Origin of the sequence: Clostridium sp. AM58-1XD (genome assembly GCF_003464085.1) — a bacterium.
GTDB lineage: Bacteria > Bacillota > Clostridia > Lachnospirales > Lachnospiraceae > Lachnoclostridium_A.
Map to the genome: position 1 here is coordinate 90,993 of NZ_QSDR01000010.1, position 23,609 is coordinate 114,601.

Sequence of the window (23,609 nt, forward strand, 5' to 3'; positions counted from 1 at the left end):
TTCACGTCCAATGTTTCTTTCCTTTCTGCCCCATCTGCAACCCGGGAATGGCATTTCTGTCGATTTTATGGTATAATGTCCGCAAAGTAGGAATACCCGGCAGGTAATTGAATCCTGCAGCAGGTAAAACCGGCTCCCTTAACGAAAAGTTATACGAGTTCGGCGAACACGGTATCCTAATGGAAATTGTTTTGGAGGTGGATAAATGGAGAAAAAGAATCTCTATTTTTCAATGTATGGTTTTCTGCTGGCACGCATTCATTTTAAATATTATCCCGAAGGGGAGTATCTCCCATCCATTCATAAGCTCAGCGAACTGTTCGGCGTATCTACGATGACAGTACGCGGTGCGCTCAAGCTTCTGGAGCAGGATGGATATATCTCAGGGGCCAAAAATAAACGGTCCGTTATTCTTTCTCAATCCGAAGATTCTCATAGGGAACTGCCGAATGAGATCATAGTACAGGAGGCCGTCCTAGAGGACCTGTATAAGAGCCTGGAAATCATTTTTCCGAATGCAGTTTATTATAGTCTTTCTTTATGCAGTGAGGAGGATATTCTGATGCAGCAGCAGATTCTGGACAAGCCTGCCTATGCATGGGATGAACCGACCGTTCATTTTCTGGCACAGCTTATTAAACGTCTGCACAATTCCCTGCTGATGGACTTATATTACGACGCTATGCTGTTTTCTTACCCGTCTTATCTGGCCTCACTTGCCAAAGACCAGACCAGGTGGCAGAACGTCTACCATATGCTTCACGATAAGCTTCATAACATGCTGCGAATGCAGGAGGAAGGCGAGACAGACGCTCTGCGTAATCTTATCGAACAGGTATATCAGAATTTCAATCCATATTCTGTTTCTGTCGATAAAGATACCGTTCATGACAGACCTTATCGTTGGGGAAAGCCGCATGTCTGCTTTTCTGTTGCAAGCGAACTGATCCGCAGAATTTATCTTGAAAATTACCCGGCCGGAACCTTTCTCCCTTCTGCGCGAAAACTTGCAGAAGAATTTTCCATCCCGATCATTACGGTGCGCAGGGCAATTGTTCTGCTCAATAACCTGGGTGTCACCGAATCCATAAATGGAAAGGGAACCCGATCACTCCTGCCGGAGGAAGGTGTAAAACAGGTCAAATGGAGCGATCCGATCGTCAGGAAAAATATCATGTCCTATCTGGAGTCCCTTCATGTCCTGGCTCTCACATGCCGTTCCATGGCCGCGGCCTGCTTTTCTCTGATCAGCAAAAACGAGCGCCAACGGATGAAGGCAGAAATCATTATGGCTGTAAATGGAAATCATTATGGAGTTATCAACTACATATGCACGAATGCCTTAATTTTAGCTTCCGACAGAGCTGCGCTGAAGACCATATACGACCAGCTCTTCAGCCTCCTGATATGGGGATATCCGTTCTCCACTCTGGAGCCATATCTTCAGATGGACGATTACGCCAATCGGCTGATTCAAAGCCTGGATGACGGAGATTCTTCCCTATTTGAAGATACTCTGGAACAACTTATCACTAAAATATTTCTTTCATCAAGAGAAAAAGCTGTTTCTGTAGGCATTGAGGAAGCCCGTGTACTGACGCTGCCCTTCTGTGAAACGCAATCAGTTCCAATCTTCTGTAAAAAAATCGAAATTAACGATCATAAAAAGAGGGTGTTGCAAAAGTCGAATCCGCATTGCCGCCGATACCAGATTCCGTTCCAGGCAGTGGCCAAGTCACTCCATCTGGTATCGGCGGCAATGCTCTATTCCTTTTTGCAACATCCTCTTTTACCTTTTCTATTCCTGTTATATGATATTTGCCTTTTCTAATCGATCATATTTCTGATCGTTTTCGGCTTTCTGTAGTTCCACGTAGAAATCTTAATACCGCTTCTTCGGCTGGCTGCATGAACAATCTGGCCGTTTCCTATATACATCGCTACGTGGTTTACAACTCCACGGCTGTTTGTATAGAAAATCAAATCTCCCGGCCTCATATTCTTGGATGAAACTTCTTTTCCCATCTTCGCCTGAGAACCGGAGTAATGCGGAAGCGAAATTCCGAAATGTCCCAATACCTGCATAGTAAATCCGGAACAGTCTACACCCTTTGTAAGGCTTGTACCGCCCCATACATATGGATTTCCGACAAACTGAAGCGCATAGTTGACAATCTGTGCCCTTCTGGATGCTTCTTTATTCGCCTTCTCTTCCAGCGGTGAGAATTTGATCGCTTCATTCAGAGCGTACCGTACTTCTACGTTATTGTCTCTGGTCGAAATGAACGCCTCATCACTGTCTTCTGTATCCAGCTCGATCTGCACCCAGCCGTCCAGCTGTGCCAGAACCGGGTACCGCTCTTCCTTGGATATTTGGGTCCATGCCTTGCTGTCCGTATTGGGCTCTGTACGGACGTTTAATTTATCCGTACGCACTACGGCCATCAGGGACGCCGACTGCAGCGCAAGATCTCTGGCTTCCTGTCCCACAGCCGTATACTGCGGGTCTGCCGTCACATAGCCTGTAATATTGCCTGATTTAATCTTGTACCATCCGTCCAGCGTTTCCAGAATCTCTCCTGCCGCCCTGCTTGGGAACTTTCCGATCACATTCTCATTTCCCTTATCTTCCGGTGAACTTCTGACATTCAGATAGTTGTCTACCTTGGAAATGACGATATTGTCATACTGATTCACGGCCATAGCCTTCAGATCCATCTTCCTGGCTTCATTCAGACACATTTTCACTTCCACATAATCGGCAGAAAGATAACCAGTATCAATCTTCACCCAGCCTTCCTGCTGTTCCAGCACCTCGTATCTCTCATTAATCAAAGCCTGTCCTACCACATTGGCCGCATCGATCACCGGCTCCTGACGGATATTCAGTTTGTCAGCAGTCACAATCGCTCTCTCTTTGATATTCTCTTTTGCCAGAGCCTTGGCCTCGTCTCCAGTCAGCACGTACTGGCTGCTTACATATCCTTCAAACCCTCCGGAGGATATCTTATACCATCCCTCCAGGGTCTCCAGAATATCAAAGCCGCTGCCTCCCATCAGTTTTCCGATAATCTTGCCGTTTGCTTCTGCGGTTTCCCTGATATTCAGATAACCGGATACCTGCGCCACGCCCAGGTTACCGTAGGAATCAATTACCTGTTGGATCTCTTCTTCCTGTTTCTGTCTGGCCAGTTCTTCCTCTGAAAGAGTCGGCTCCTCTCCCTGTGACGGCTGCTGCTGTTCTTCTCCCTGCCGGTTTTCCGCCTCGCCGGAAGCAGGCTTGTTCCATGTCTTTCCGATAATAACGGCCAGAAGGATTACAATGACTGCCACTCCTGCGATCAGGAGGTACTTCTCGTATTTTCCACGATTTCTGCGCCTCCTGGCTTTATTTATGCTCGTTCTGTAATCTATTTTTCCAGGCATTCTTCTCGTCTCCAATTAGTCCTTATTCATGCGGTCCCTGTTGTAATTAATCAGGCAGCCTGCCTTTACGATCTCACGTTCTTCCGGAGTCATATCTGCAATGCTCAAAGTAATCTCTGTTACCGTGCTGCCGATCACGTAAGCTGATATACGGCTCATATCGCCGTCAAGAATCTTTCTGATTCCAGGGACATAGATGTAAGCGCCCACCTCGAATTCAGGCGTTTCTTCCATAAGAAACGGAATCATGCCCCAGTTCATTACGTTGGAGCGGTATCTCTTTGTCGCATACTCCAGAGCAATATTGGCAAGGCCTCCGATCACTCTCTGACAGCTGGCGGCCTGTTCTCTGGCAGAGCCGTCTCCCGGCCTTACTGCATAGATCACGCTGCCGATTTCCGTATTGAACGCCGTAGCCTCTTCGCTCCCTGATATCGTACGTATCCTGTCAAAGATGTCATTCAGTTCCGGACACTCTGCCGCAGGATCTTTGCCGGCTGCACGCGCCTTCTCCAGCTTATCTACATCCTTTGTACGGCCAACGTATGCCGGATCCCTTCTGGAAAGTGTAAATTCAGCAAGTCCCAGCGGATTGGAACGGTAAGCGGAAGTCTCTCCCGATGGGATCAGCTCGTCTGTTGTCGTTACAGGATCCATGATCTTGGAGCAGACTTTCAAAAGAATGTTGTCTGCCAGCGCGCTCATCTGAGGCCAGTCCTTAATGTTCGGACCGTATACGAGTTCTTTCGCCTTATCACCCTTGCCGAATCCCTGATAGACTCTGTTTTCATAAACAGTTCCGTCGAAATGATATGCCGGAATCTCATAAGCTTCTGCAATCTCTTCTGCTGATGTGAGAACGCCGCCGTTAGCTGCTGTAGCTGCAATCGAACGCGCATCCATAAGTGCAACCGATGCAATCTGACCGTTTCCAGGTTTGGAGCCTTCACGGTTCGGGAAGTTTCTCGTCGTATGGCGTACGGAAAGCCCCTTATTTGACGGAGTATCGCCTGCACCGAAGCATGGACCGCAGAATGCACTTCTTACAGTTGCGCCTGCTACCATAAGGTCTGCGATTACGCCTTTATTTACCAGGTCGATAAATACAGCCTGAGAAGACGGATATACGGAAAGCGCAAATTCATCACAACCGCAGGACCTGCCTTTGAGGATGTGGGCCGCTTCCATGATATTCGTATAAGTACCGCCTGCACAGCCGGCAATTACGCCCTGCTCTACCTGCAGCCTGCCATTTACAATCTTGTCCGTTAAGGTGAACTGGATCGCCGGATTATCGATCGTCTTTGCCGCTTCTGTCTCTACCTTTCTCAGAATATCGGAAAGGTTGCTGTTCAGTTCATCGATCTCATATGTGTTGCTCGGATGGAACGGAAGGGCGATCATCGGCTTCACCGTGCTCAGATCTACATAGACCATTCCATCATAGTATGCCACTTCTGCCGGATTCAGCTCTTTATAGTCCCCGCCGCGGCCATGAAGCGTCAGATATTCCTTTGTATCCTCATCTGTTCTCCAGATGGATGTCAGGCAAGTCGTTTCCGTCGTCATGACGTCTACACCGTTTCTGTAGTCTGTCGTCATGGATGCAACACCAGGTCCTACAAATTCCATTACCTTATTCTTTACATAGCCGTTCTTATATACGGCGCCGATAATAGCAAGTGCAATGTCCTGCGGTCCTACATAAGGAGCCGGACGGCCTGTCAGGTATACGCCGACTACATCCGGATAAGAAATGTCATAGGTATCACGAAGCAGCTGTTTTACCAGTTCTCCACCGCCTTCACCAACGGCCATGGTGCCGAGAGCTCCGTATCTCGTATGGCTGTCGGAGCCAAGGATCATCTTTCCGCAGCCGGCCATCATTTCACGCATATACTGATGAATAACGCCAATGTGAGGAGGAACAAAGATTCCGCCGTATTTCTTACAGGCAGAAAGGCCGAACAGATGGTCATCTTCATTGATCGTTCCGCCTACCGCACAGAGCGTATTGTGACAGTTCGTCAGCACATATGGAATCGGGAACTCTTCCATTCCGGAAGCCTTTGCGGTCTGAACGATTCCCACATATGTAATGTCATGGGATGTCATTGCGTCAAATCGAATCTTTAACTTGTCCATGTTTTCGGATGTATTGTGTTCCTCTAATATGGAATAGGCCATTGTACCCTTTTTAGCTGCTTCCTTGTATGAACATTCCGTGCCGTCAGCTTCAACGGCCGGCATGCTTCCCTCGGCTGCTCTTCTCACAGCCTCCTCTTCTGTAACGATCTCAGTTCCATTCAGCAGATATACTCCGCCGTCATATAATTTCACCATTGGTCCATCCTCCTGTTTTTCTTTTCTTATCCTTTGTAAAACCGGGTCAGATCTCATACCCTCTGATTCTGATATAACATTTTACAAGCTCAGCCAGCTGGTCCAGATCGATCTTTGTCGTGTTGATCGGAAGATCGTAGTTCGTCATGTCTTCCCAGTCCAGGCCCGTGAAATACTTATGATATCCCTTTCTTTCCCGGTCAATCTTCCTGATTCTCTTCTGGGCCTCTTCGCTGTCCACTCCGTCCACTTCCATTACACGGCGGATCCGCGTCGGCATATCGGCATAGACGAACAGCTTAATCACATCCATTCCAGCAGACTCCAGAACATAATCTGCACATCTTCCAGCAATAATACATGATTCTTCTTTCGCCAGGTCACGTATTACCGAAGACTGGAAACGGAACAGATTGTCCGGGGATGTGATGTCAAACTTCGTGGACGGTGCCGACAGACTGTCCTTCAGGCCTCCCACAATCTTATAGAGCAGGTTATTCCCGGCCTTTTCATCTGCAAGGCGGAAATACTGTTCACCAATAGCGCTGACTTCGGAAGTCATCTTCAGAATCTCCTCATCGTAAAAATGGATTCCCAATTCCTTTGCAAGCCGTTCACCTGTCATACGGCCGCCGCTTCCGTACTGTCTTCCTATCGTTATTACCAAGTTCTTTTCACTCATGGCTTACGCCTCCCCATCATAATTTGGTATCCGCGTTTCGCAGATATAATATCCACTTTGATCCACTTTGCGGATATTATATCATATTTTTTATATCAGGTAAATTATTTTTCAAATTCGTTACAAAGTTTAACAAACTTTTATGTTTTTTTTATAAAACAATTTATATTTTCTGGAATAACAATTGACAAAAACTACCTTTATTTATTAGGATAAATATAACAAACACTTAGCGAGGTCTTTTCGAGCTTAGTGCGGATTATCGCACCTGGCAAGATCTTACACGAGCTCAGTACAATCTGTATACCACACGACAAGAGAGGAGATTTCAATGAAACCATCCGATTCCAAAGTACACAAGGCTCAGTTAATGATTGCCGCTGCATCCAACTGGTTTGAAATACTGGTTGCCGCAATCGTTATCATCGCAATTCTCATTTCCCTTATCCATGTTCCTGACAAAATCACCTTCCTTTACCAGGAAGGCGGTTTCAACGAATTTTTGATATCGATCTTTGATATTGTCATCGGAATTGAGCTGCTGAAGATGTTCTGCCGCCACAACCTGGATTCCGTTGTTGAGGTAATGATCTTCACCGTTTCCAGGGAAATGATTATTGAGCACATGCCCATCCTGGACACGCTGATCGGCATAGCCGCGATTGCCCTGCTGTTCGTGATCAGAAAATTCCTGTTCGTCTCCGCTTTGGATAAGCAGGATCCTCCTATAAACTCCAAACCGGACGACAGAGGCTGACATTGGCATCGGAATACATAATGTCCTGATGCCGCTGCAGCTGGGTCCGAAATGAAACGGATTCTGCAAATTTAAAACCACACATTGCCCCGATATCAGATCTCGTCACCTGGCCGCTGCTCTGGAACGTGATCTGGTATCGGGGCAATTCTATATCCTTTTTGCAGCTCTGATTTCATCATTATTTTTACAGTACATCCCTGTAAAGGCGCAGTACGTTTTTGCAGAAAACCGCCTCGATTTCCCGTTCCGTAAAGCCGGCTTTCCTCATCTCATGTTCCAGCAGAGGGAGTTTATCGGGACCGTCGATTTCCAACTGCCCATCGATTCCGTCGAAATCTGATCCAAGGCCTATACATTCGATTCCACCGATATTTTTTATATACTTCATATGACGGATCATATCAGAAATCCTGCTTTTTTCCTCCTCTTTTTCCTTCCAGTCACGAAGGAAGGCACTGTAATAATTAATTCCCATGACCCCGCCACGATCAGAAAGTGCTTTTATCATCTCATCGGTAAGATTTCGCGGATGAGAGGCAAGCGCTCTTGCATTGGAATGGCTGGCCACGAATGGTTTCTTCGTATGCCGAAACACATCCCATATACCGGCGTCCGACAAATGTGAAATATCGGGAATCATACCAATTCGCTCCATTTCCTCCACAATCACAATCCCTTTGTCCGTCAGCCCCCGCTCCGTATCCGGCACGTATCTGCCCGCCTGGGGCCCTTCTGTTATCTTTCGGTTTGGAAAGCCCAGACAGTTTTCGAAGTTCCATGTGAGCGTCATCATCCTGGCGCCCATCCTGTACAAATCCCTGAGCAGGAACACCTCTCCTTCACAGGCGGCTCCTTCTTCAATTGTCAGCAACGCTGATATCTTTCCCTGTCTGCGGTTCTTTTCGATGTCATCAAAAGACGTTGCAACTCCGATTCTGTCCGCAAACAATTCCATCTCCTGGTAAAAGACATCGATCAGCTCCATACAGAAGCGGAACGGCTGTTTTTCCCTTCCCAGATGGACGAACATTCCAAAGTTCTGTACGAGATAATCCCCCTTTTCCAGTCGTTCCAGATTGATCTGAAGAGGACTGTCCAAAAGGGAAATATTTCCACCGTTTTTATGGTCTTTCTGTATTTCCAGTATAGTATCGCAATGCATATCTGCAACTTTCATCCGTTCCTCCTGTTTTACATTCACCGCTTTTTGTATCGCTCGTAATACCAGCGGATTCCTGTGCACTTTATGCTCCTGGTACCATTATATTGAACGTTTACCGGAAAATGCAAGCATTATTCGCTTCTTAACGCATCGATAGGATTCAGCTTTGCAGCTCTGTTCGCCGGCATATATCCGAAAATCAGTCCGATTCCGACCGAAACGCTGAAAGAGATCAGCACCGCCGCAAAAGTAGGAGGTGAGGAAATTCCCATCGCCTTGCCAACTGCTATACTCGCCGCAGAACCCAGAATAATTCCCATAATCCCTCCTATGGAACTGGTCACGGCGGCTTCTATGACAAACTGCTGTAGAATCGTACGTTTTTTGGCCCCCAATGATTTTCTGATTCCGATTTCCCTCGTACGTTCCGTTACGGATACAAGCATGATATTCATTACGCCTACTCCTGCCACGAGAAGGGAGATACCTGCGATTCCTCCCAGCATGGCCGACATCATGGCGATCTGCTCATTCAGCTGATCCAGCATTTCACTGTTGGCATTTACCTTGTAAAGGTCTTCATTTTTAAACTGTTCATATAAAAATGACTCCAGAAGCGTCCTGCACTCTGTCGTATTTTCCACATCCTTCGTTGTAAAAATGTAGCTGCTGACGCTGCCGTTTCTGGAAAATTTCATCGCCGTTGTATAGGGAATCCATACGAAATCATCTGTTCCGCCTTCTTTCAGGCTCTCTTTATCCTGACGTTCCACCACGCCAACCACTTTAAAAGCAGAACCTCCCACTTTCAGCGTCTGCCCCACGGCTTTCTCAGGCCCGCCGTAGAGCTCATTTGACACATAGTATCCGATGACGCAGACCTTCTGTCTCGTCTCCAGGTCCGAATACTGAATGTTTCTCCCCGTTTCCAGATCGTAATCCTTGATCGCCAGATAGTCCTCACTGTATCCGCCGACGCTGGTGGAATCCATACTGTCGCTGCCGCTTTTTATAGTCGTAGAAATGCCGACCACCGGCGTCATCTGACCGAATTCATCCAGGTGTTCTTCATAAAAATCATATGTATCCTCCACATCCAGAGAACGAGACGGGATATTCACGACGCTTACGGATATCTGATTGACTCCCATACTAGCAAAACTCTCCACGACAGAAGACATATATCCGTTTACAAGGCTTACCAGGATGATTACGGAGGCGACACCGATGATGATTCCCAGCATGGTCAGAAATGACCGCATTTTATTTCCCCATATACTTTTTAAAGCCATTTTAAACGATTGCAGCATAATCCTCCACATCCCCGTCAAAATTTATTTTTCCATCGTGAATTCTCACAACACGGTTCGCTTCCACTGCGATTCCGTTGTCATGGGTGATCATAACGATCGTATTCCCCTCTTCATTCAGCTGCTTCAAAAAATCCAGCACATCCCGGCTCGTTCTGGAATCCAGAGCGCCTGTCGGTTCGTCTGCCAGAATCAGAGAAGGGCTTCCCGCCAGTGCTCTCGCTATGGAAACTCTTTGCTGCTGCCCGCCGGACAGCTGATTCGGCATGTTTTTCCACTTTTCTTCGAGTCCGACGCGTTTCAGGGACTCCATGGCCCGCTCTTTTCTTTCTTCCGCTCCCAGTCCTGCATAAAGCAGGGGAAGCTCTACGTTTTCCAGGAGGTTCAGTTTTGGAAGCAGGTTGTACTGCTGAAAAATAAAACCGATCATTTTATTGCGGATTTCCGCCAGTTCGTCATCGCTCATGTCGCTTACATCTTCACCGCCCAGATAATAAGAACCGCTTGTCGGCACATCCAGGGCACCGATGATATTCATCAGGGTGGATTTTCCGCTTCCTGACTTGCCTACGATCGCTACGAATTCTCCACGGCAGATCGTCAGGGTAATTCCGTCATTTGCCCGGACCTGTTCATCGCCCATGTGATAAATCTTGTCTATATTTTTCAGTTCAATTAATGGTTCCGCCATAATCAGCCTTTCCTTCCCGATCTGTTCTGTGCACACATTCCTGTCCCGGTCAGCTTCCTTAACGCTGCCTGCTTCCGCTTCCACTGCCTGACTGGCGGCCGCTCCCTCTGTTACCACTGCCGTCCGGCGCGCCGCCTTCAGCCGGAAAGCCTCCCATACCTCCGCTTTGGATCATAAACGTGCTCGTAGATGAATTTTTGCTGGACTGGTTTATGTAAATTTCATCCCCCTCAGAAAGGCCGCTTTTAATTTCCACATAAGAGTCATTCGTAAGGCCGGTTTCCACTACCGCCGCCCGGAATCCGGCCGGTACACCTTCTGCCTGCGTTCCTTCCACGGAAGCAGAATCCCTGACATAGACGCGGTTGCCCCGCATGAGTGCGTCTACCGGTATAGCCAGTACGTCGTTTGCCTCTTCCAGAACGATTGTTCCGTCTACGTTCATTCCGGGAAGCAGTCCGCCGGTCTCATCCAGAGTTACTGTGACCGGGTAATTCGTGACACCGTTAGAATAGGAACCTTCCAGACTGACATTCGTTACCGTACCTGTAAAGCTCTGATCTTCAAAGGCGTCTGCTTTAATATTCACTTTCTGCCCCACTTTCACGTTCCGAATATCCAGTTCGTCGATGGACATCTCAAAGGTCAGGCTGGACAAGTCGTAAATAATCGCCAGTGTCGTATCCGACGATCCTGAGTTCCTGCTGATTTTCTCTCCCACTTTCACATTCTTTGCGATTACCTGGCCGGAAATAGGAGCCGTAATTGTATAGTTATCGTAAGAATCCTGTGTTGTCTCCAGTTTGTTCTCTGCGGATTCCACCTGTTCTTCGGCCTTATCCATGCTGGTTTTATAGGAACGCATCATCTTGTCTGCAGAATTGGAAGTCATCTGGAAGAGAGCCGTCCCTTTATTTACATAGTCACCTTCTGAAATGAGAAGCGTCTGAATTTCCACATCCGAAGACAGGTCTTCTGCTGTCATTGTCGTTTCCGTCGTCGGTTCAAAACTGCCTTCCTCACTGCATGTCAAATCTCCATATGTAACCGTCGCACTGTGACTGATGGTGAGCCCTCCCGGATTTTCCACCTCCACATATACATAACGGACTACCCGGCCTCCCGTCATCGTCTCATCCATGTTGGCAACTGATTTCACCGTTCCCATAAGCACCTCACCTGTATCCGTAAGTGTACGGTCACCTGTGCCCCGGCAGGAACCGCCGCCGCTTCCTCAGCCAGAAAAGGAACCTTCAGCTTCATGATTTTATCATTGTAAATGTCTGCAATTTTCGTCTGAGCACTCACTTTGTCTCCGTCTTTGATATAAAGCGTTTTTATATATCCTGTTTCTGTTGACTTGTATGTATTGCCGCTGAATTTGCTCACGGCCTCCTGATAATCCTCCACCGCCGTATTATAATCCTCCTTGGCCCTCTCCAGAGAGTTGCCGGAAGATTTCAGTTCTGATTCTATGGAAGAATTGTCAATCGTATAGAGCACCTGACCTTTTTCGACTTCATCTCCTTCTTCAAAATCAGCCGTCAGCACCTCGCCTTCTACCAGGGACGTGATATTGTAGGAATCTTTTGCCGCCAAACTGCCGGAGGCTGAAAGTTCGGAGGCAATGTCTCTTTTTTCAACCTTTGCCGTATTCTGCACCACTGCTTCTGCCCCTGTTTTTTTGGACTTTCTGCTGAAAACCAGCAACGCAAGAGCAGCCGCAAAAATCAGGGCGAGAATCAAAATATGTTTTCTGGTCAGTTTTCTTTTCCTGCTTTTTTTCGCCATAATGGAAACTCCTTAATACATCATTTTTATGAAGAATGGTCTTAATCCTCTATTATGTAGTCCAGAATTTTTCTGGTTACGCTGTCGTCGTCACCTTCCCCTGATTTGCTGTAAATAACCGTGATCATATCACCGATTTCCACGGTTCCGTATACGGAAAATGCGAACTGCATTTCGGAATTATCAATCTGGTATTCTGTATCATCATTCAGTTCGATTGCACTCGGTGTCATAACATCTGTGGATTTGTAGTAAATATGGGTCACTTCGCCTCTTGCCATGCAGCGGTCGGAGTCATCGCTGTCATTTGGCGTATATCCCCAAATCGTCTTACTGGCCGAGTTATAATATATGACGAGATAGCTGTCTGCTGCACTGTAAAGTGACTTGGCGCTGCTGGGATCCCCATTCAGATATACGTTGGCGTCTTCCATCTTAAAGGGAACTGCCCTGTCCAGCTCATTTTCACTAGTAATCAGTTTCGGTCCCTGGAGCGTTACGTCTGCCATGGCCAGCGGGCTGATTTCCCCGTCAGATGCCAGTTCGCATCCAAGCACCGATCCATAAATGCCGTTTCCAGATTTTGGTTTTGCCTTCAAAAGATTGTAAAACAGATTGATGCAGTCCCCTTTTGTCATCGGATCGCCGGCTGACAGGCCAATTTCTTCTTTTAGATCCAGATATTCAAATTTAGCCATTCTGGCTCCTATCTGATCCCCTTTAAAGTCTTCATTGGTGTATCCCAGAAGAGTAAGTGCGGCCTTTGCTCCTTCCTGAAGTGTCACATACTGGTCCGGTCGGAAAACGCCTCCCAGATAGCCGTTCATCCACTCATTTTGCACGGCTACGCGCACAAAAGAAGCATATTGATTGTCCTTCTTTACATCTGAAAACACGGAAACCGAACTGTTTTCACCCACAATTTCCCTGTATTCAGAAGCTTTTACGAGCATTTCAGCAAATTCTGCCCTGGTCACATACTGATCGGCATTATTTACTGTCATAATTCCCGACAGGCTGATTACTTTTTTTCTGAAATCAAAATTTGTAGCGGCCTCTGCGGACATCACAGGCTCCGGCACTGCTGTGATTACCGCAGTCACCATGGCCATCATTCCTGCCTGCCATCTCTTATCCATAAACAGACTCCTTCCATATCATACTTTTTCCCACTTTTCTTTGAATTTAATTCACTTTATCAATAAATTGTGTTCATTTTGTGATTAAAAAGTGGAAATTCAGCGTTCAAAAAGGGGGGATGCAAAAACGAGACTGTTTCTTCTCCTGCCATGCGTCAGAGATGAAACAGCCTCGTTAAGCTTTATATATTATTTCGGATTTCTCCGTCATTCTTTAAGTTCCAGATATTGCTTCAGCGCCTCCAGATGGTTGGCTCCCACTTTCCGTCCCTCCTGGTACAGTTCCTCCAGTTTTTTGAAATCCCGCTCTACTCGTGACACTCTTACAGGACAATCTGGACGGATGATAAAAATACGGCCTTCCGCCTCAAGCCGCGATAGCTCTTCCTGCATCCGGTTATAGCGGTCCGGTACGTCGTACAAGGATTTTCTCAAGTTGGGAAGGGGCGCGAAATAGTGTTCATATGCTCTCTTTGTCAACGGTTTCACCGGTTTTTTTCTGTAGCCTTCATTCCTTGTCAATACCACCACAACCTTTTCATATCCCAGATCCATTGCCCTTCTGTAGGCAATCGGCATGGATATTCCGCCGTCTAAATATTTTCTTCCATCCACTCTGATCATCCGCGACAGCACAGGCATGCTGGCGGACGCCTGTACGGCCGTCATAATGTCCGGGCATACGCCCTTTTCAAAGTATTCCGGTCTGCCCGTCCTGCACCTGGTAGCAACCGCTTCAAATCTCTGTTCCGATCGCTGAACGTTTCAAAATCGAATGGAATCAGTGTACTGCTCAATTCTCCGAACAGAAACTCAAAGTTAAAAATCTGTCTGTTCTTAACCAGATTATGCAGACTGATATATCTTTTATCTCTGAGGTATCTTTTATTTATTTCATACATTCTTCCCTTCTGTTTTGCCACGTAGTTGATACCGCACATAGAACCGGCGGACACGCCGTTTACATAGGATAGTTCAATCTCATTTTCCATCAGCACATCCAGTACGCCTGCCGTAAACAGGCAGCGCAGAGATCCGCCTTCTAATACGAGTGCTCCTTCTGTCATACACACATCTCCTTTATTAAACGCTTTACATCAGGGGGGCAAACAGCCTCAGTACGCTGCCGGCTATTTTTTTGTAAACAGGGTACCGGCGGCAGTCTTCCAGAGTAATCTCCTGACACTTTTTCAGCGTATTCTGATAATCGTCTTCGACCTGCCCGACTGCCGTGTTGCGGTACAGATACGCAGCACATTCAAAATGCAGATACAGACTCCTGTAGTCCATGTTAATGGTGCCTACAACTGCTTTCTCATCATCGCTTACGTATACCTTGGCATGGACAAATCCCGGCGTAAATTCAAAAATCCGGACGCCTGCATCCAGCAGCTCCCAGTAATAGGAACGCGCCAGCAGATATGCATATTTTTTGTCCGGTATGTGAGGCATGATAATAATCGTCTCAATTCCTCTTTTCGCTGCGTATGTGAGCGCCGTTACCATATCATTATCCAGAATCAGATACGGAGTCATAATATGCACGTATTTCTTCGCCTGATACAGAATGTCCAGATAAACATGCTCTCCAACCGTTTCATGATCAAGTGGGCTGTCTCCATAAGGCATCACATATCCGCTGCCGGACGGAACGATGTCCCTGTATTCCTCTCTGGACGGAATGTACCTGTCATAAATCTCTTTCTGCTTTTCCGTAATATTCCACAACTGGAGAAACATCATGGTAAAACTCTTGACCGCATCCCCTTTCACCATCACGGCTACATCCTTCCAGTAACCAAATCTTTTCTTCTCATTGATATACTCATCTGCCAGATTTATTCCTCCTGTAAATGCAGTATGGCCGTCGATCACCGTGATCTTTCTGTGGTCCCTGTTGTTCTGGTAAGTGGAAAGGGCCGGTTTTACAGGAGCAAACATCTTGCATCGTATTCCTTTTTTCTCCAATTCATCCGGATAATGATATGGAAGCAGGGTCAGCCAGCACATTCCGTCATACATAACGCGTACTTCCACGCCTTCCTTTGCTTTTTCTTCCAGGATATCGAGAATCGAGTTCCACATCATACCACGTTCTACTATAAAGTATTCCATAAAAATGAATTTTTCAGCCGCTTTCAGCTGTTTTTTCATTTCTTCAAACATTTCTTCCCCAGACGGGAAGTATTCTGCATGGGTATTCTGATAAATGGGGTATCCGCCGTATTCGTTCATATAGTGGGCAAGACTCCCGATTCTGCCGCTTTCCTGCTTTAAGTTATGTTTCACGTTCTCGTCCTGCAGCAGATAAACTTTTGTTTCCTCCAGTATATGTTTCAGCCTTCCTGCAATCAGCCTGGTTCCAACTTCCAACTCCACAAATACAAAAAACAGCGTGCCGAAAATAGGAAATGTCAAAATCGGGATAATCCAGGCCAGCTTGTAATTTGGCTCTTCTTTCTTGTTCAGGATATAGATGACTACAAGGACCGTTAATCCCGTAAATCCTCCATATACATAGATAATGTATTCACTCAGCCACTGAAAACAGCCGAATAAAATCGCCAGCTGAATCAGCACGAACAGGACTACAAAAGTCGTCCGTCCAAATATAATCCTCAAAAGGCTTCTCAGACGCTTCATCCGTCTCTACTCCTTTCCAAAAGGCATTCAGCCCTATGATAAAACAGAGGATGGCCAGGAGCTGAACGCCCCTCTTACCATCCCCTCATTGTGACTCATCTCTTCGCCGGAACTCAGTCGTCCAGCGCCTGTCTCAAATCTTCAATAATGTCGTCCACATTTTCGATGCCCACACTCAGACGGATTAAGGACGGATCAACACCTGCCTCAATCAGCTGTTCGTTGCTTAACTGCCTGTGGGTATGGCTTGCAGGATGAAGAACAGAAGTTCTCGCATCTGCTACATGGGTTACGATTGCCGCCAGCTTCAGCTTATCCATAAATACTCCCGCTGCCGATCTTCCGCCCTTCAGTCCGAAGGAAATTACGCCGCAGGTGCCGTTCGGCATGTATTTTTTCGCCAGGTCGAAATATCTATCACCCTCTAATCCCGGGTAATTCACCCACGCCACATCTTCTCTGCTCTTTAAATACTGAGCTACCTTTAATGCGTTTTCACAGTGTCGCGGCATTCTCAGGTGAAGTGTCTCCAGACCGATATTTAAGAGGAACGCATTCTGAGGCGCCTGAATCGATCCCAGGTCTCTCATCAGCTGAGCTGTTGCTTTCATTATGTATGCGGCCTTTCCAAACTTCTCCGTATAAACGATGCCGTGATAGGATCATCCGGAGTCGTAAGGCCAGGGAACTTATCCGCATGGGCCGTCCAATCAAAATTTCCGCTGTCAACGACGCAGCCGCCAACCGTCAGGGCGTGGCCGTCCATATATTTCGTTGTGGAATGGGTAATGATATCCGCTCCCCACTCGAACGGCCGGCAGTTAATCGGCGTTGCGAACGTATTGTCTACAATCAGCGGTACGCCGTGCTCATGAGCCAGCGCAGCAAATTTTTCTATATCCAGCACAGACAGGGCCGGATTCGCGATCGTCTCTGCAAAAACTGCCTTTGTATTCTCGCGGAATGCTTTGGAAATTTCATCATCAGGAGCGTCCTGATCCACCAGTGTAACTTCGATTCCAAAACGCTTGATTGTAACGGTAAAGAGGTTAAAGGTTCCTCCATATATAGAAGAGGAACAAACGATATGATCGCCTTCGCTGCAGATATTCAGAACTGCAAAAAGGTTGGCCGCCTGTCCGGAAGAAGTCAGCATTGCCGCCGTTCCTCCCTCCAGCTCACAGATTTTTGCTGCGACAGCATCGTTGGTGGGATTCGCCAGCCTCGTATAGAAATAGCCGCTTTCTTCCAAATCAAAAAGGCGGCCCATCTGGTCACTTGTCTCGTATTTGAATGTGGTACTCTGATAAATCGGGAGCACTCTCGGCTCTCCATTCTTAGGCTGCCAGCCCCCCTGAATACACACTGTCTCTGCAGAACGTGTCTTACTCATATGTTTATCCTCCTATAGTAATTCTTATAGCTTCCAATTCTAACACACATCCTGCATGAAAATCAAGTTGAATGCCAGGGAAATTTAAGATATAATGACTGCAGAGCGGCTGTCATGTAATGGCTGCAGGAATGCATTACATCTGTGCATGCAGGTTTATGCCGCGCAGAGTAATTTTTAAGGAGGACATCATGAGCAAGTCAAAGGTATTTTTTACGAATTTCAGAACCTCTCCCACTGAGAATCAGCTTCAGAAACTGGCACGTCTTGTAAAGAAAGCCGGAATGCTGGAGAACATCGATTTTAATAATCGCTACACGGCCATTAAAATCCATTTCGGCGAACCTGGAAACCTGGCATTTCTTCGCCCCAACTATTCGAAAGTAATCGTGGATTTAATCCGGGAAGCGGGAGGCAAAGCATTTCTGACAGACTGCAATACCCTTTATGTGGGCGGACGAAAAAACGCACTGGATCATCTGGACGCTGCATATGAGAACGGTTACAGCCCATTTTCCACCGGCTGCCACGTTCTGATTGCCGATGGCCTGAAGGGAACGGATGAGATGCTGGTGCCTGTAGAGAACGGAGAATATGTAAAAGAGGCCAAAATCGGCCGCGCTATTATGGACGCCGATATCTTTATCTCCCTGACGCATTTCAAGGGCCACGAGCTGACTGGCTTCGGCGGCGCGTTAAAGAATATCGGTATGGGCTGCGGTTCGCGTGCCGGCAAGATGGAAATGCACAGCGCAGGCAAACCGCGTGTACATAGATCGAAATGTGTCGGCTGCGGTTTCTGCCAGAAAAACTGCGCTCACAGCGCAATTACAATTACGGATAGAAAAGCTTCCATCGATCACAGCAAGTGTGTCGGCTGCGGACGCTGTATCGGCGCCTGTCCAGTGGATGCCGTACTGGCCGGAAATGATGAATCCAACGATATTCTGAATAAGAAAATCGCTGAGTACAGCTGGGCCGTTCTTCACAACCGCCCTCATTTCCATATCAGCCTCGTTGTAGACGTCTCTCCTTACTGCGACTGTCACAGTGAAAATGATGTTCCGATTGTACCCGATGTCGGTATGTTCGCTTCCTTTGATCCTGTCGCCCTCGATATGGCATGCGCGGATGCGGTCAACAGACAGTCTGCCATTTCCGGAAGCATCATGGATGAAAGGGAACACGTTCATCACGATCATTTTACAGACGTGCATCCTGAAACGAACTGGGAAGTCTGTATCGACCATTCTGAAAAGCTCGGACTCGGAAGCAGGGAATACGAACTGATCACCATATGATTAAAAAGCGATAATGGGCTGCGTGAAATAAGTTGACAGAGGCCCGCTGATACCAGAATCCTTTCCGATGCGGTGGCAAGTCACTTCACCTGGTATCAGCGGGCCTCTGCTTTTCTTTTTTCGCAGCACCCTGACCGTTTTTTATAATTATTGTTTCGCGCTGTTAAGTACGCCTTGTTCTCCGTCTCCTTCCATAATGGGAATTGTCTCAGGTTCACGGATTTTTTCCGTCCACCTGCCCTCCTTGATCCTGTCGGCTTTCATTTCCGCCTCTCCCAGAGGCACTTTATCTTTTCCCGTCTGCCAGACGGATATGTCTCCTATCTCCAGTTTCTCCAGCTTTTTCCCGGATATCTCCTTTACAAGAATCAGTTCCGGCCATACATACATGGTCTCTTCCGCTTTTCCGCTGAGATACACTTTCGAATACTGGTTAAAACCGCTTCCATAGATAAGCAGCGTGTCGTCGTTCCGTACTGCTGCGTCGACTATGACCGGGCGTATGCCCATTTCCAGTTCAGTCGCACGAAAAGGCAGTTCCCCGCCATATATCTCATGATCTCCATAGAGCATATCGTACTGAAGGGCTTTCATATCCTCCTGGTACTTCTTTCTGATTTTCTGTCTGGCAATCCTCAAGCGTTCCGTCCGCAGGAGGCTTCCCTGTATGCCGATAGCCAGATCTCTCTCCATCCATGCCTGATGAAACCGTATCATAGTCCCCTCATGGATTCCCAGCATATCCAGAACATGCGCGCCCAGCTGGTAAGCTTCTACATTCTTTTTAATATTTTCCAATCCCAGATTGTTCCACATCACATACTGGGTCTGGTACAGTGAACCGCCTGCCATCTCACTGGCATCCCATGAAAATCCCGGAAGATGATCCCCGTACATGATTACTACGGACGGTTCGCTTCTGGCATTCATCGTGCGGATCAGCTCCCGGATAAAATCGTCCATCTCTTTAATCTGGCTGCAGTAATATTCAAAATCAGGATACGCTCCATGACCCTGAACGGAAATCGTATAGATGAAATCAGGACCTTTTGTGGAATCCAGCGTATCTGTGATTTCTCCGGTAAGAATTTTATCCCTGCACCAGCCAATGGGATTCTTTTCGATGTTGTACATATATTCAATCGGTGTAAACGTATCAAAACCCAACTGGGAAAACACCTTATTTCTGTCATAGAAGGTCGCTTCATTATTGTGAATTGCATGTGTGGCATATCCAAGCCTGGACAGATCAAAGGGGATACTCTCACAGGCGGTTTTTCTGAGAACGGTCTTATAAGGGTATTCTCCCGGCCCGAAGAAATCCAGATTCATTCCGGTAATACATTCAAATTCTGTATTCGCCGTTCCTGCCCCCACCGAAGGGACTTTCAGATAGCCGGAAGGATAGTTTCTTCTGAGATACTGGAAAAAGGGTACGACATTTTCCTTAACCGGGCTTTCCGACCATAAGGACGGATCGAAAAAAGACTCCAGCTGGATCATCACAATGTTAGGGAGTTCTTCCTCTGAAAGAGTATATGTATGAGCAGGAATCATCTCTTTTTCGATCTGTTTCATCGTCTCCTCGTCATACTCCCTGGGTTTTGATATGCCCGTATTGACAAGCGAATTGGCAAATCCATAAGGAAATCCATATTCCTTGAATGCCTGTCCGATATTTCCGAAATGGACCGCCACAATTCCCGATTCAATGCAGTATTTCGTATATCCCATTCCGCCGGCTGCAGTCACTGCACAGATCAGAACGGCGGTCAAATAAGGGGTTCCCTTCTCTTCAGCTGGGGCCTTCTTCCATAAAAATGCAAGCAGAACTCCGGCTCCGGCCAGTCCGGCCAACGCGAGTATGATCTCCGGCCAGCTCATATATGTAGTCAGCATACCCATCGCATACTTTACAAGTCTGAAATCAGCCGCTGTAAAGGGCGTCGTTCGAAAGGCGAGAAGAACCCCGTTGACAACACCTGCAAACAGCCAGATCACAGCCGCCAGGATAAACAGAAACCATTTTCTCCTTGTCAGAAATACTGGCAGAAACAGAATCATGATAATTGCGGTATTCAAAAGGAAAACCTGAGGATTTCCTACTATATACTTCCATGTCCCGGCAAACGATTTTCTTCCCAGGACTTCAATCACACTGTTTACGGCAAATGACGCCAGAATAATTTTCAGATACCAGTTCCACCAGCATCGTTTCATTTATTTCCTCCCCGCCCTTGGCGCAGGCACTCGTTCAGACTGCTGACTTAATATGCTTCGTTTTTACCTTCCGGTTCAATCGCAACGGTTCGGATCTTTCGGGGAATCGATAAGTACTGTCCGAACAATTACGTAAAATCGGCTTTAGTCTACCATATCCGTTCCCTTTTTTCAACGGTTTTATAACACCTTTATAACCCTTTCTCCGCTTGACATCTGTTCCTTCCGCCCATATAATTATCCCTGAGGTTTACGAATAACGATTAACTATGAAATGAGGACTGTTTTATGACATTTATTTTCGACATTATCAAAGGGATGTTTATCGGCATCGCCAATGTCATTCCAGGCGTAAGCGGTGGAACGATGGCACTCTCTCTTGGTATTTATGACAAATTGATCGGCTCTGTGTCCGGCCTCTTTAAAGATTTCAAGAAGAGCGTACTGACCCTTCTGCCAATTGTAATCGGCTGCTTTATCGGGCTCGTAGGCTTTACGTTTGCCATCGAATATCTGTTGAGCCAGCACACCTTCGTCACCTGTATGACTTTTGTCGGATTGATTTTAGGCGGCATTCCCGTACTTTTGCGCTCCCTGAAAAACAAGATGAGGGAAACCTCTTCTTCCATCGGAATTTCCGGCGCTCTCGCCTTTCTGATCCTCTTCGTCGTAGCGGTAGGACTTCCCCTTCTCCAGTCGGATAAGGAGATGATGACATCGCTGTCCGCAGCTCCCGGCACTATGATCCTTCTGTTTTTTATCGGAATCATAGCTTCCGCAACCATGGTTGTTCCAGGCGTAAGCGGTTCCATGGTTCTTATGATTTTAGGGTACTATTATGGAATTATCGATTCCGTCAAAACCTTTATGGAAGGACTAAAAGCCTTTGATATGGCAGTTCTCATTGACCGCGGGCTTGTCCTGTTCCCTTTCGGCATTGGCGTTCTGCTTGGAATTTTCCTGATTGCCAAGCTGATTACCTTCCTGTTTGAAACATATGGGGTACAGACGTACTGCGCCATATTCGGCCTGATTCTGGCTTCCCCTTTCGCGATCTTCTACAATACGGGGTTGTTCAGTCAGCTCTCCTCTCTGGGATTGATGACCGTACTCCTCGGAATCATTCTTGCAGCAGCGGGCGGTTTTATCACCTACATTATGGGTGAGCGGTAGCCTTTAGCCTGCGGTGGTCCGGTTCATAGCAGAGAATTCATACCGCAAGGCTCATGCCCGCTTGCAGTTATGAGTCTCTGCGTTTTTATTACATAGAAAAGTCAACCTATGTAACAAAAACGCTCTGCGAGGACCGCCCTGAACCAATCCGCTTTCTTCTATTTTCTGTATTCAGATTTTATAATTTCAAACACCTCCTCCGGACTCAGGACACAGCCGCCTTTCAGCCATCTTTTAATGACAGCCGTTATGCCGGCCCTGAAAAACTCCATGTGGTACTCGATATTTTCAAGATCATAGTATTTTTCAGCAAGGGCTTTGTCGTAATTCGTGATCTGAACATTCAGGTCAAAATTCAATTTAAAATAGGTGTTATAAAAAAGCTGATTTTCTCTTATATGATAAAAAAGTTTTAAAAAATCATTGGAATTATATCCGTTCGCCTCTTCGTCTGCATACAACGTCTGAAAGTCTTCCATCATTTTCATTTCCAGCTTCTCCACCAAATCGTATACATCGATATAATTGGCATAAAATGTGGAGCGATTTAACTGTGCCAATTTACACAGGTCCGTCACCGTGATTTCATCCACATTCTTTGTCTGAAGCAGCTGAATAAATGCCCGTTCTATTTTTTGTATGGAGGTTCTTCTCCTCTGATTATTCTTCGTATTCATTCTTTTGTTTCCTCCCTATTATTCCAACAAATGTTGCTTTATTGATGATTGAATTTCATGTCTGATCTAATTATACTAAAAGAGAACAAATCCAACAAGTGTTGAAATAATAGGAGGAATTTATGGCTAAATCAAAACTGATTCTTGCAAACAAAAAAATTGCCAGGATGGTGACAGACAACTTTCAAAAAATTGAAGACTGCGCAGTCGGCACTTTCCAAAAAATTGAAGACCAATTCATAGACCAGTATCTGACGTGCGGTAATGAATCCGCTGAAGACGCAAAAGAACGGCTGCGTAAAGAAAAATGGGATAAAAAGCAGATAAAAGGAGGATATAAACGATGAAAAAAAGTCATTTTACTGCGTTAATTTTAGGTACGACCGGTGTCCTTTTTCTGGGCGTGGGAATGTGTATGTCTATGCTTCCGGAATGGAATCTCTTTCGAGAAGGAATTGCCGCCGGCTGTTTCGGACTGTTCCTGCTTTTGATTATGGCTCTCGTTTACCGGCGGATGGAACATAAGACGCCGGTGCATATCACATTTAAAACCGTAATGGCAGTGCTATTGGGTATTGCAGGCGTACTTATATTAGGAGCTGGTATGTGTTTTACCATGGTGTTCAATCAGATGCTGCTGGGCATTGCCGCCGGAATCTCTGGAATTCTGTTGTTGTTCTGTCTAATTCCTTTATGTGTCGGTCTGAAATAGCAGATATCTAAAATTACTTAGGGAGGCCATGAAACGATAAAGGGTGCTGCAAGAGCAAATCAGACATCCCAGTCAGCCTGATTTTGATCAGAGGCCCAGCCAGGTCATAAAATCCGGCCCGGCCTCTTTGTTTGCTTTTGCATCACCCTTATCGTTGTTTCGCTCATCTCCCGTTGTCTCACTCTA

General features: G+C 46.6%; 20 protein-coding genes and 1 pseudogene. 6 read left to right on the plus strand and 15 right to left on the minus strand.

Annotation, left to right across the window (positions count from 1 at the left end):
• The first annotated feature begins 205 nt into the window (after nt 1-205).
• On the plus strand, nt 206-1,831 hold the full coding sequence (locus DXA13_RS08075) for a GntR family transcriptional regulator (RefSeq protein ID WP_118243231.1): 1,626 nt from the start codon (nt 206-208) through the stop codon (nt 1,829-1,831).
• Here the strand turns inward: DXA13_RS08075 and DXA13_RS08080 are convergent.
• From DXA13_RS08080 to DXA13_RS08090, 3 genes are read right to left on the minus strand one after another with little or no spacing between them, the layout of a single operon-like run.
• The gene (locus DXA13_RS08080) at nt 1,828-3,426 is read right to left on the minus strand and encodes a C40 family peptidase (protein WP_118243234.1); all 1,599 of its coding nucleotides are present in this window, start codon (nt 3,424-3,426) and stop codon (nt 1,828-1,830) included. The genes DXA13_RS08075 and DXA13_RS08080 overlap by 4 nt on opposite strands.
• Before the next feature lie 15 nt (nt 3,427-3,441).
• A complete protein-coding gene (locus tag DXA13_RS08085; RefSeq protein WP_118243237.1) occupies nt 3,442-5,769 on the minus strand; it encodes a hydratase in 2,328 nt (775 codons plus the stop codon).
• 46 nt (nt 5,770-5,815) lie between these two features.
• A complete protein-coding gene (locus DXA13_RS08090) occupies nt 5,816-6,451 on the minus strand; it encodes a cytidylate kinase-like family protein (RefSeq protein ID WP_118243239.1) in 636 nt (211 codons plus the stop codon).
• A 331-nt stretch (nt 6,452-6,782) separates the two neighbouring features.
• Between DXA13_RS08090 and DXA13_RS08095 the strand changes: the two genes are divergently transcribed.
• Nucleotides 6,783-7,208 carry a hypothetical protein gene (locus DXA13_RS08095; RefSeq protein ID WP_118243241.1) on the plus strand — a complete coding sequence of 142 codons (426 nt, stop codon included), beginning with the start codon at nt 6,783-6,785 and terminating at the stop codon, nt 7,206-7,208.
• Nucleotides 7,209-7,395: 187 nt separating this feature from the next.
• Here DXA13_RS08095 and DXA13_RS08100 read toward each other — a convergent pair whose 3' ends face one another.
• The 10 genes and pseudogenes from DXA13_RS08100 to DXA13_RS08135 all read right to left on the minus strand — a co-directional run bounded on the left by DXA13_RS08100 (nt 7,396) and on the right by DXA13_RS08135 (nt 17,340).
• Nucleotides 7,396-8,388 carry a dipeptidase gene (locus DXA13_RS08100; RefSeq protein WP_118243244.1) on the minus strand — a complete coding sequence of 331 codons (993 nt, stop codon included), beginning with the start codon at nt 8,386-8,388 and terminating at the stop codon, nt 7,396-7,398.
• Between the two features lie 116 nt (nt 8,389-8,504).
• On the minus strand, nt 8,505-9,635 hold the full coding sequence (locus DXA13_RS08105) for an ABC transporter permease (RefSeq protein ID WP_347559768.1): 1,131 nt from the start codon (nt 9,633-9,635) through the stop codon (nt 8,505-8,507).
• A gap of 31 nt (nt 9,636-9,666) precedes the next feature.
• Nucleotides 9,667-10,374: an ABC transporter ATP-binding protein gene (locus DXA13_RS08110; protein WP_118243300.1), complete on the minus strand. Its 708-nt coding sequence runs from the start codon at nt 10,372-10,374 to the stop codon at nt 9,667-9,669.
• Between the two features lie 58 nt (nt 10,375-10,432).
• Complete coding sequence (locus tag DXA13_RS22955; protein ID WP_347559769.1) at nt 10,433-11,542, minus strand: HlyD family efflux transporter periplasmic adaptor subunit; 1,110 nt, start codon at nt 11,540-11,542, stop codon at nt 10,433-10,435.
• The gene (locus DXA13_RS22960; RefSeq protein WP_347559770.1) at nt 11,530-12,165 is read right to left on the minus strand and encodes an HlyD family efflux transporter periplasmic adaptor subunit; all 636 of its coding nucleotides are present in this window, start codon (nt 12,163-12,165) and stop codon (nt 11,530-11,532) included. The genes DXA13_RS22955 and DXA13_RS22960 overlap by 13 nt, the downstream gene beginning before the upstream one ends.
• A gap of 41 nt (nt 12,166-12,206) precedes the next feature.
• Nucleotides 12,207-13,304: an S-layer homology domain-containing protein gene (locus DXA13_RS08120; RefSeq protein ID WP_118243248.1), complete on the minus strand. Its 1,098-nt coding sequence runs from the start codon at nt 13,302-13,304 to the stop codon at nt 12,207-12,209.
• 207 nt (nt 13,305-13,511) lie between these two features.
• On the minus strand, nt 13,512-13,973 hold the full coding sequence (locus DXA13_RS22965) for a DUF6363 domain-containing protein (RefSeq protein WP_347559771.1): 462 nt from the start codon (nt 13,971-13,973) through the stop codon (nt 13,512-13,514).
• Nucleotides 13,970-14,371 carry a patatin-like phospholipase family protein gene (locus DXA13_RS22970; RefSeq protein ID WP_347559772.1) on the minus strand — a complete coding sequence of 134 codons (402 nt, stop codon included), beginning with the start codon at nt 14,369-14,371 and terminating at the stop codon, nt 13,970-13,972. Before DXA13_RS22970 ends, DXA13_RS22965 begins: the two co-directional genes overlap by 4 nt.
• A gap of 25 nt (nt 14,372-14,396) precedes the next feature.
• The gene (gene cls, locus DXA13_RS08130) at nt 14,397-15,947 is read right to left on the minus strand and encodes a cardiolipin synthase (protein WP_118243250.1); all 1,551 of its coding nucleotides are present in this window, start codon (nt 15,945-15,947) and stop codon (nt 14,397-14,399) included.
• 113 nt (nt 15,948-16,060) lie between these two features.
• Nucleotides 16,061-17,340, minus strand: a pseudogene (locus tag DXA13_RS08135) (aminotransferase class I/II-fold pyridoxal phosphate-dependent enzyme).
• Nucleotides 17,341-17,531: 191 nt separating this feature from the next.
• On the opposite strand from DXA13_RS08135, the gene DXA13_RS08140 reads away from it, so the two are divergent.
• Entirely contained in the window at nt 17,532-18,641 is a 1,110-nt protein-coding gene (locus DXA13_RS08140) for a DUF362 domain-containing protein (protein ID WP_118243302.1), read from the plus strand.
• Nucleotides 18,642-18,788: 147 nt separating this feature from the next.
• Here DXA13_RS08140 and DXA13_RS08145 read toward each other — a convergent pair whose 3' ends face one another.
• Nucleotides 18,789-20,861 (minus strand): LTA synthase family protein, encoded by a 2,073-nt coding sequence (locus tag DXA13_RS08145; RefSeq protein WP_118243252.1) that lies wholly within the window; start codon nt 20,859-20,861, stop codon nt 18,789-18,791.
• Between the two features lie 288 nt (nt 20,862-21,149).
• On the opposite strand from DXA13_RS08145, the gene DXA13_RS08150 reads away from it, so the two are divergent.
• Complete coding sequence (locus DXA13_RS08150) at nt 21,150-22,034, plus strand: DUF368 domain-containing protein (protein WP_118243254.1); 885 nt, start codon at nt 21,150-21,152, stop codon at nt 22,032-22,034.
• Between the two features lie 158 nt (nt 22,035-22,192).
• Here DXA13_RS08150 and DXA13_RS08155 read toward each other — a convergent pair whose 3' ends face one another.
• Complete coding sequence (locus tag DXA13_RS08155) at nt 22,193-22,711, minus strand: TetR-like C-terminal domain-containing protein (protein WP_118243257.1); 519 nt, start codon at nt 22,709-22,711, stop codon at nt 22,193-22,195.
• A 122-nt stretch (nt 22,712-22,833) separates the two neighbouring features.
• On the opposite strand from DXA13_RS08155, the gene DXA13_RS08160 reads away from it, so the two are divergent.
• Together DXA13_RS08160 and DXA13_RS08165 are read left to right on the plus strand one after the other, a co-directional pair.
• Nucleotides 22,834-23,058 carry a hypothetical protein gene (locus DXA13_RS08160; protein WP_118243259.1) on the plus strand — a complete coding sequence of 75 codons (225 nt, stop codon included), beginning with the start codon at nt 22,834-22,836 and terminating at the stop codon, nt 23,056-23,058.
• The gene (locus DXA13_RS08165) at nt 23,055-23,423 is read left to right on the plus strand and encodes a hypothetical protein (protein WP_118243261.1); all 369 of its coding nucleotides are present in this window, start codon (nt 23,055-23,057) and stop codon (nt 23,421-23,423) included. The genes DXA13_RS08160 and DXA13_RS08165 overlap by 4 nt, the downstream gene beginning before the upstream one ends.
• Nucleotides 23,424-23,609: the final 186 nt, after the last annotated feature.

Excerpts from the sequence above, each read along its gene's own strand:
- DXA13_RS08075 (WP_118243231.1), top strand. The coding sequence starts at position 206 with ATGGAGAAAAAGAATCTCTATTTTTCAATGTATGGTTTTCTGCTGGCA.
- DXA13_RS08080 (WP_118243234.1), bottom strand. The coding sequence starts at position 3,426 with ATGCCTGGAAAAATAGATTACAGAACGAGCATAAATAAAGCCAGGAGG.
- DXA13_RS08085 (WP_118243237.1), bottom strand. The coding sequence starts at position 5,769 with ATGGTGAAATTATATGACGGCGGAGTATATCTGCTGAATGGAACTGAG.
- DXA13_RS08090 (WP_118243239.1), bottom strand. The coding sequence starts at position 6,451 with ATGAGTGAAAAGAACTTGGTAATAACGATAGGAAGACAGTACGGAAGC.
- DXA13_RS08095 (WP_118243241.1), top strand. The coding sequence starts at position 6,783 with ATGAAACCATCCGATTCCAAAGTACACAAGGCTCAGTTAATGATTGCC.
- DXA13_RS08100 (WP_118243244.1), bottom strand. The coding sequence starts at position 8,388 with ATGAAAGTTGCAGATATGCATTGCGATACTATACTGGAAATACAGAAA.
- DXA13_RS08105 (WP_347559768.1), bottom strand. The coding sequence starts at position 9,635 with ATGCGGTCATTTCTGACCATGCTGGGAATCATCATCGGTGTCGCCTCC.
- DXA13_RS08110 (WP_118243300.1), bottom strand. The coding sequence starts at position 10,374 with ATGGCGGAACCATTAATTGAACTGAAAAATATAGACAAGATTTATCAC.
- DXA13_RS22955 (WP_347559769.1), bottom strand. The coding sequence starts at position 11,542 with ATGGGAACGGTGAAATCAGTTGCCAACATGGATGAGACGATGACGGGA.
- DXA13_RS22960 (WP_347559770.1), bottom strand. The coding sequence starts at position 12,165 with ATGGCGAAAAAAAGCAGGAAAAGAAAACTGACCAGAAAACATATTTTG.
- DXA13_RS08120 (WP_118243248.1), bottom strand. The coding sequence starts at position 13,304 with ATGGATAAGAGATGGCAGGCAGGAATGATGGCCATGGTGACTGCGGTA.
- DXA13_RS22965 (WP_347559771.1), bottom strand. The coding sequence starts at position 13,973 with ATGACGGCCGTACAGGCGTCCGCCAGCATGCCTGTGCTGTCGCGGATG.
- DXA13_RS22970 (WP_347559772.1), bottom strand. The coding sequence starts at position 14,371 with ATGACAGAAGGAGCACTCGTATTAGAAGGCGGATCTCTGCGCTGCCTG.
- cls (WP_118243250.1), bottom strand. The coding sequence starts at position 15,947 with ATGAAGCGTCTGAGAAGCCTTTTGAGGATTATATTTGGACGGACGACT.
- DXA13_RS08140 (WP_118243302.1), top strand. The coding sequence starts at position 17,532 with ATGAGCAAGTCAAAGGTATTTTTTACGAATTTCAGAACCTCTCCCACT.
- DXA13_RS08145 (WP_118243252.1), bottom strand. The coding sequence starts at position 20,861 with ATGAAACGATGCTGGTGGAACTGGTATCTGAAAATTATTCTGGCGTCA.
- DXA13_RS08150 (WP_118243254.1), top strand. The coding sequence starts at position 21,150 with ATGACATTTATTTTCGACATTATCAAAGGGATGTTTATCGGCATCGCC.
- DXA13_RS08155 (WP_118243257.1), bottom strand. The coding sequence starts at position 22,711 with ATGAATACGAAGAATAATCAGAGGAGAAGAACCTCCATACAAAAAATA.
- DXA13_RS08160 (WP_118243259.1), top strand. The coding sequence starts at position 22,834 with ATGGCTAAATCAAAACTGATTCTTGCAAACAAAAAAATTGCCAGGATG.
- DXA13_RS08165 (WP_118243261.1), top strand. The coding sequence starts at position 23,055 with ATGAAAAAAAGTCATTTTACTGCGTTAATTTTAGGTACGACCGGTGTC.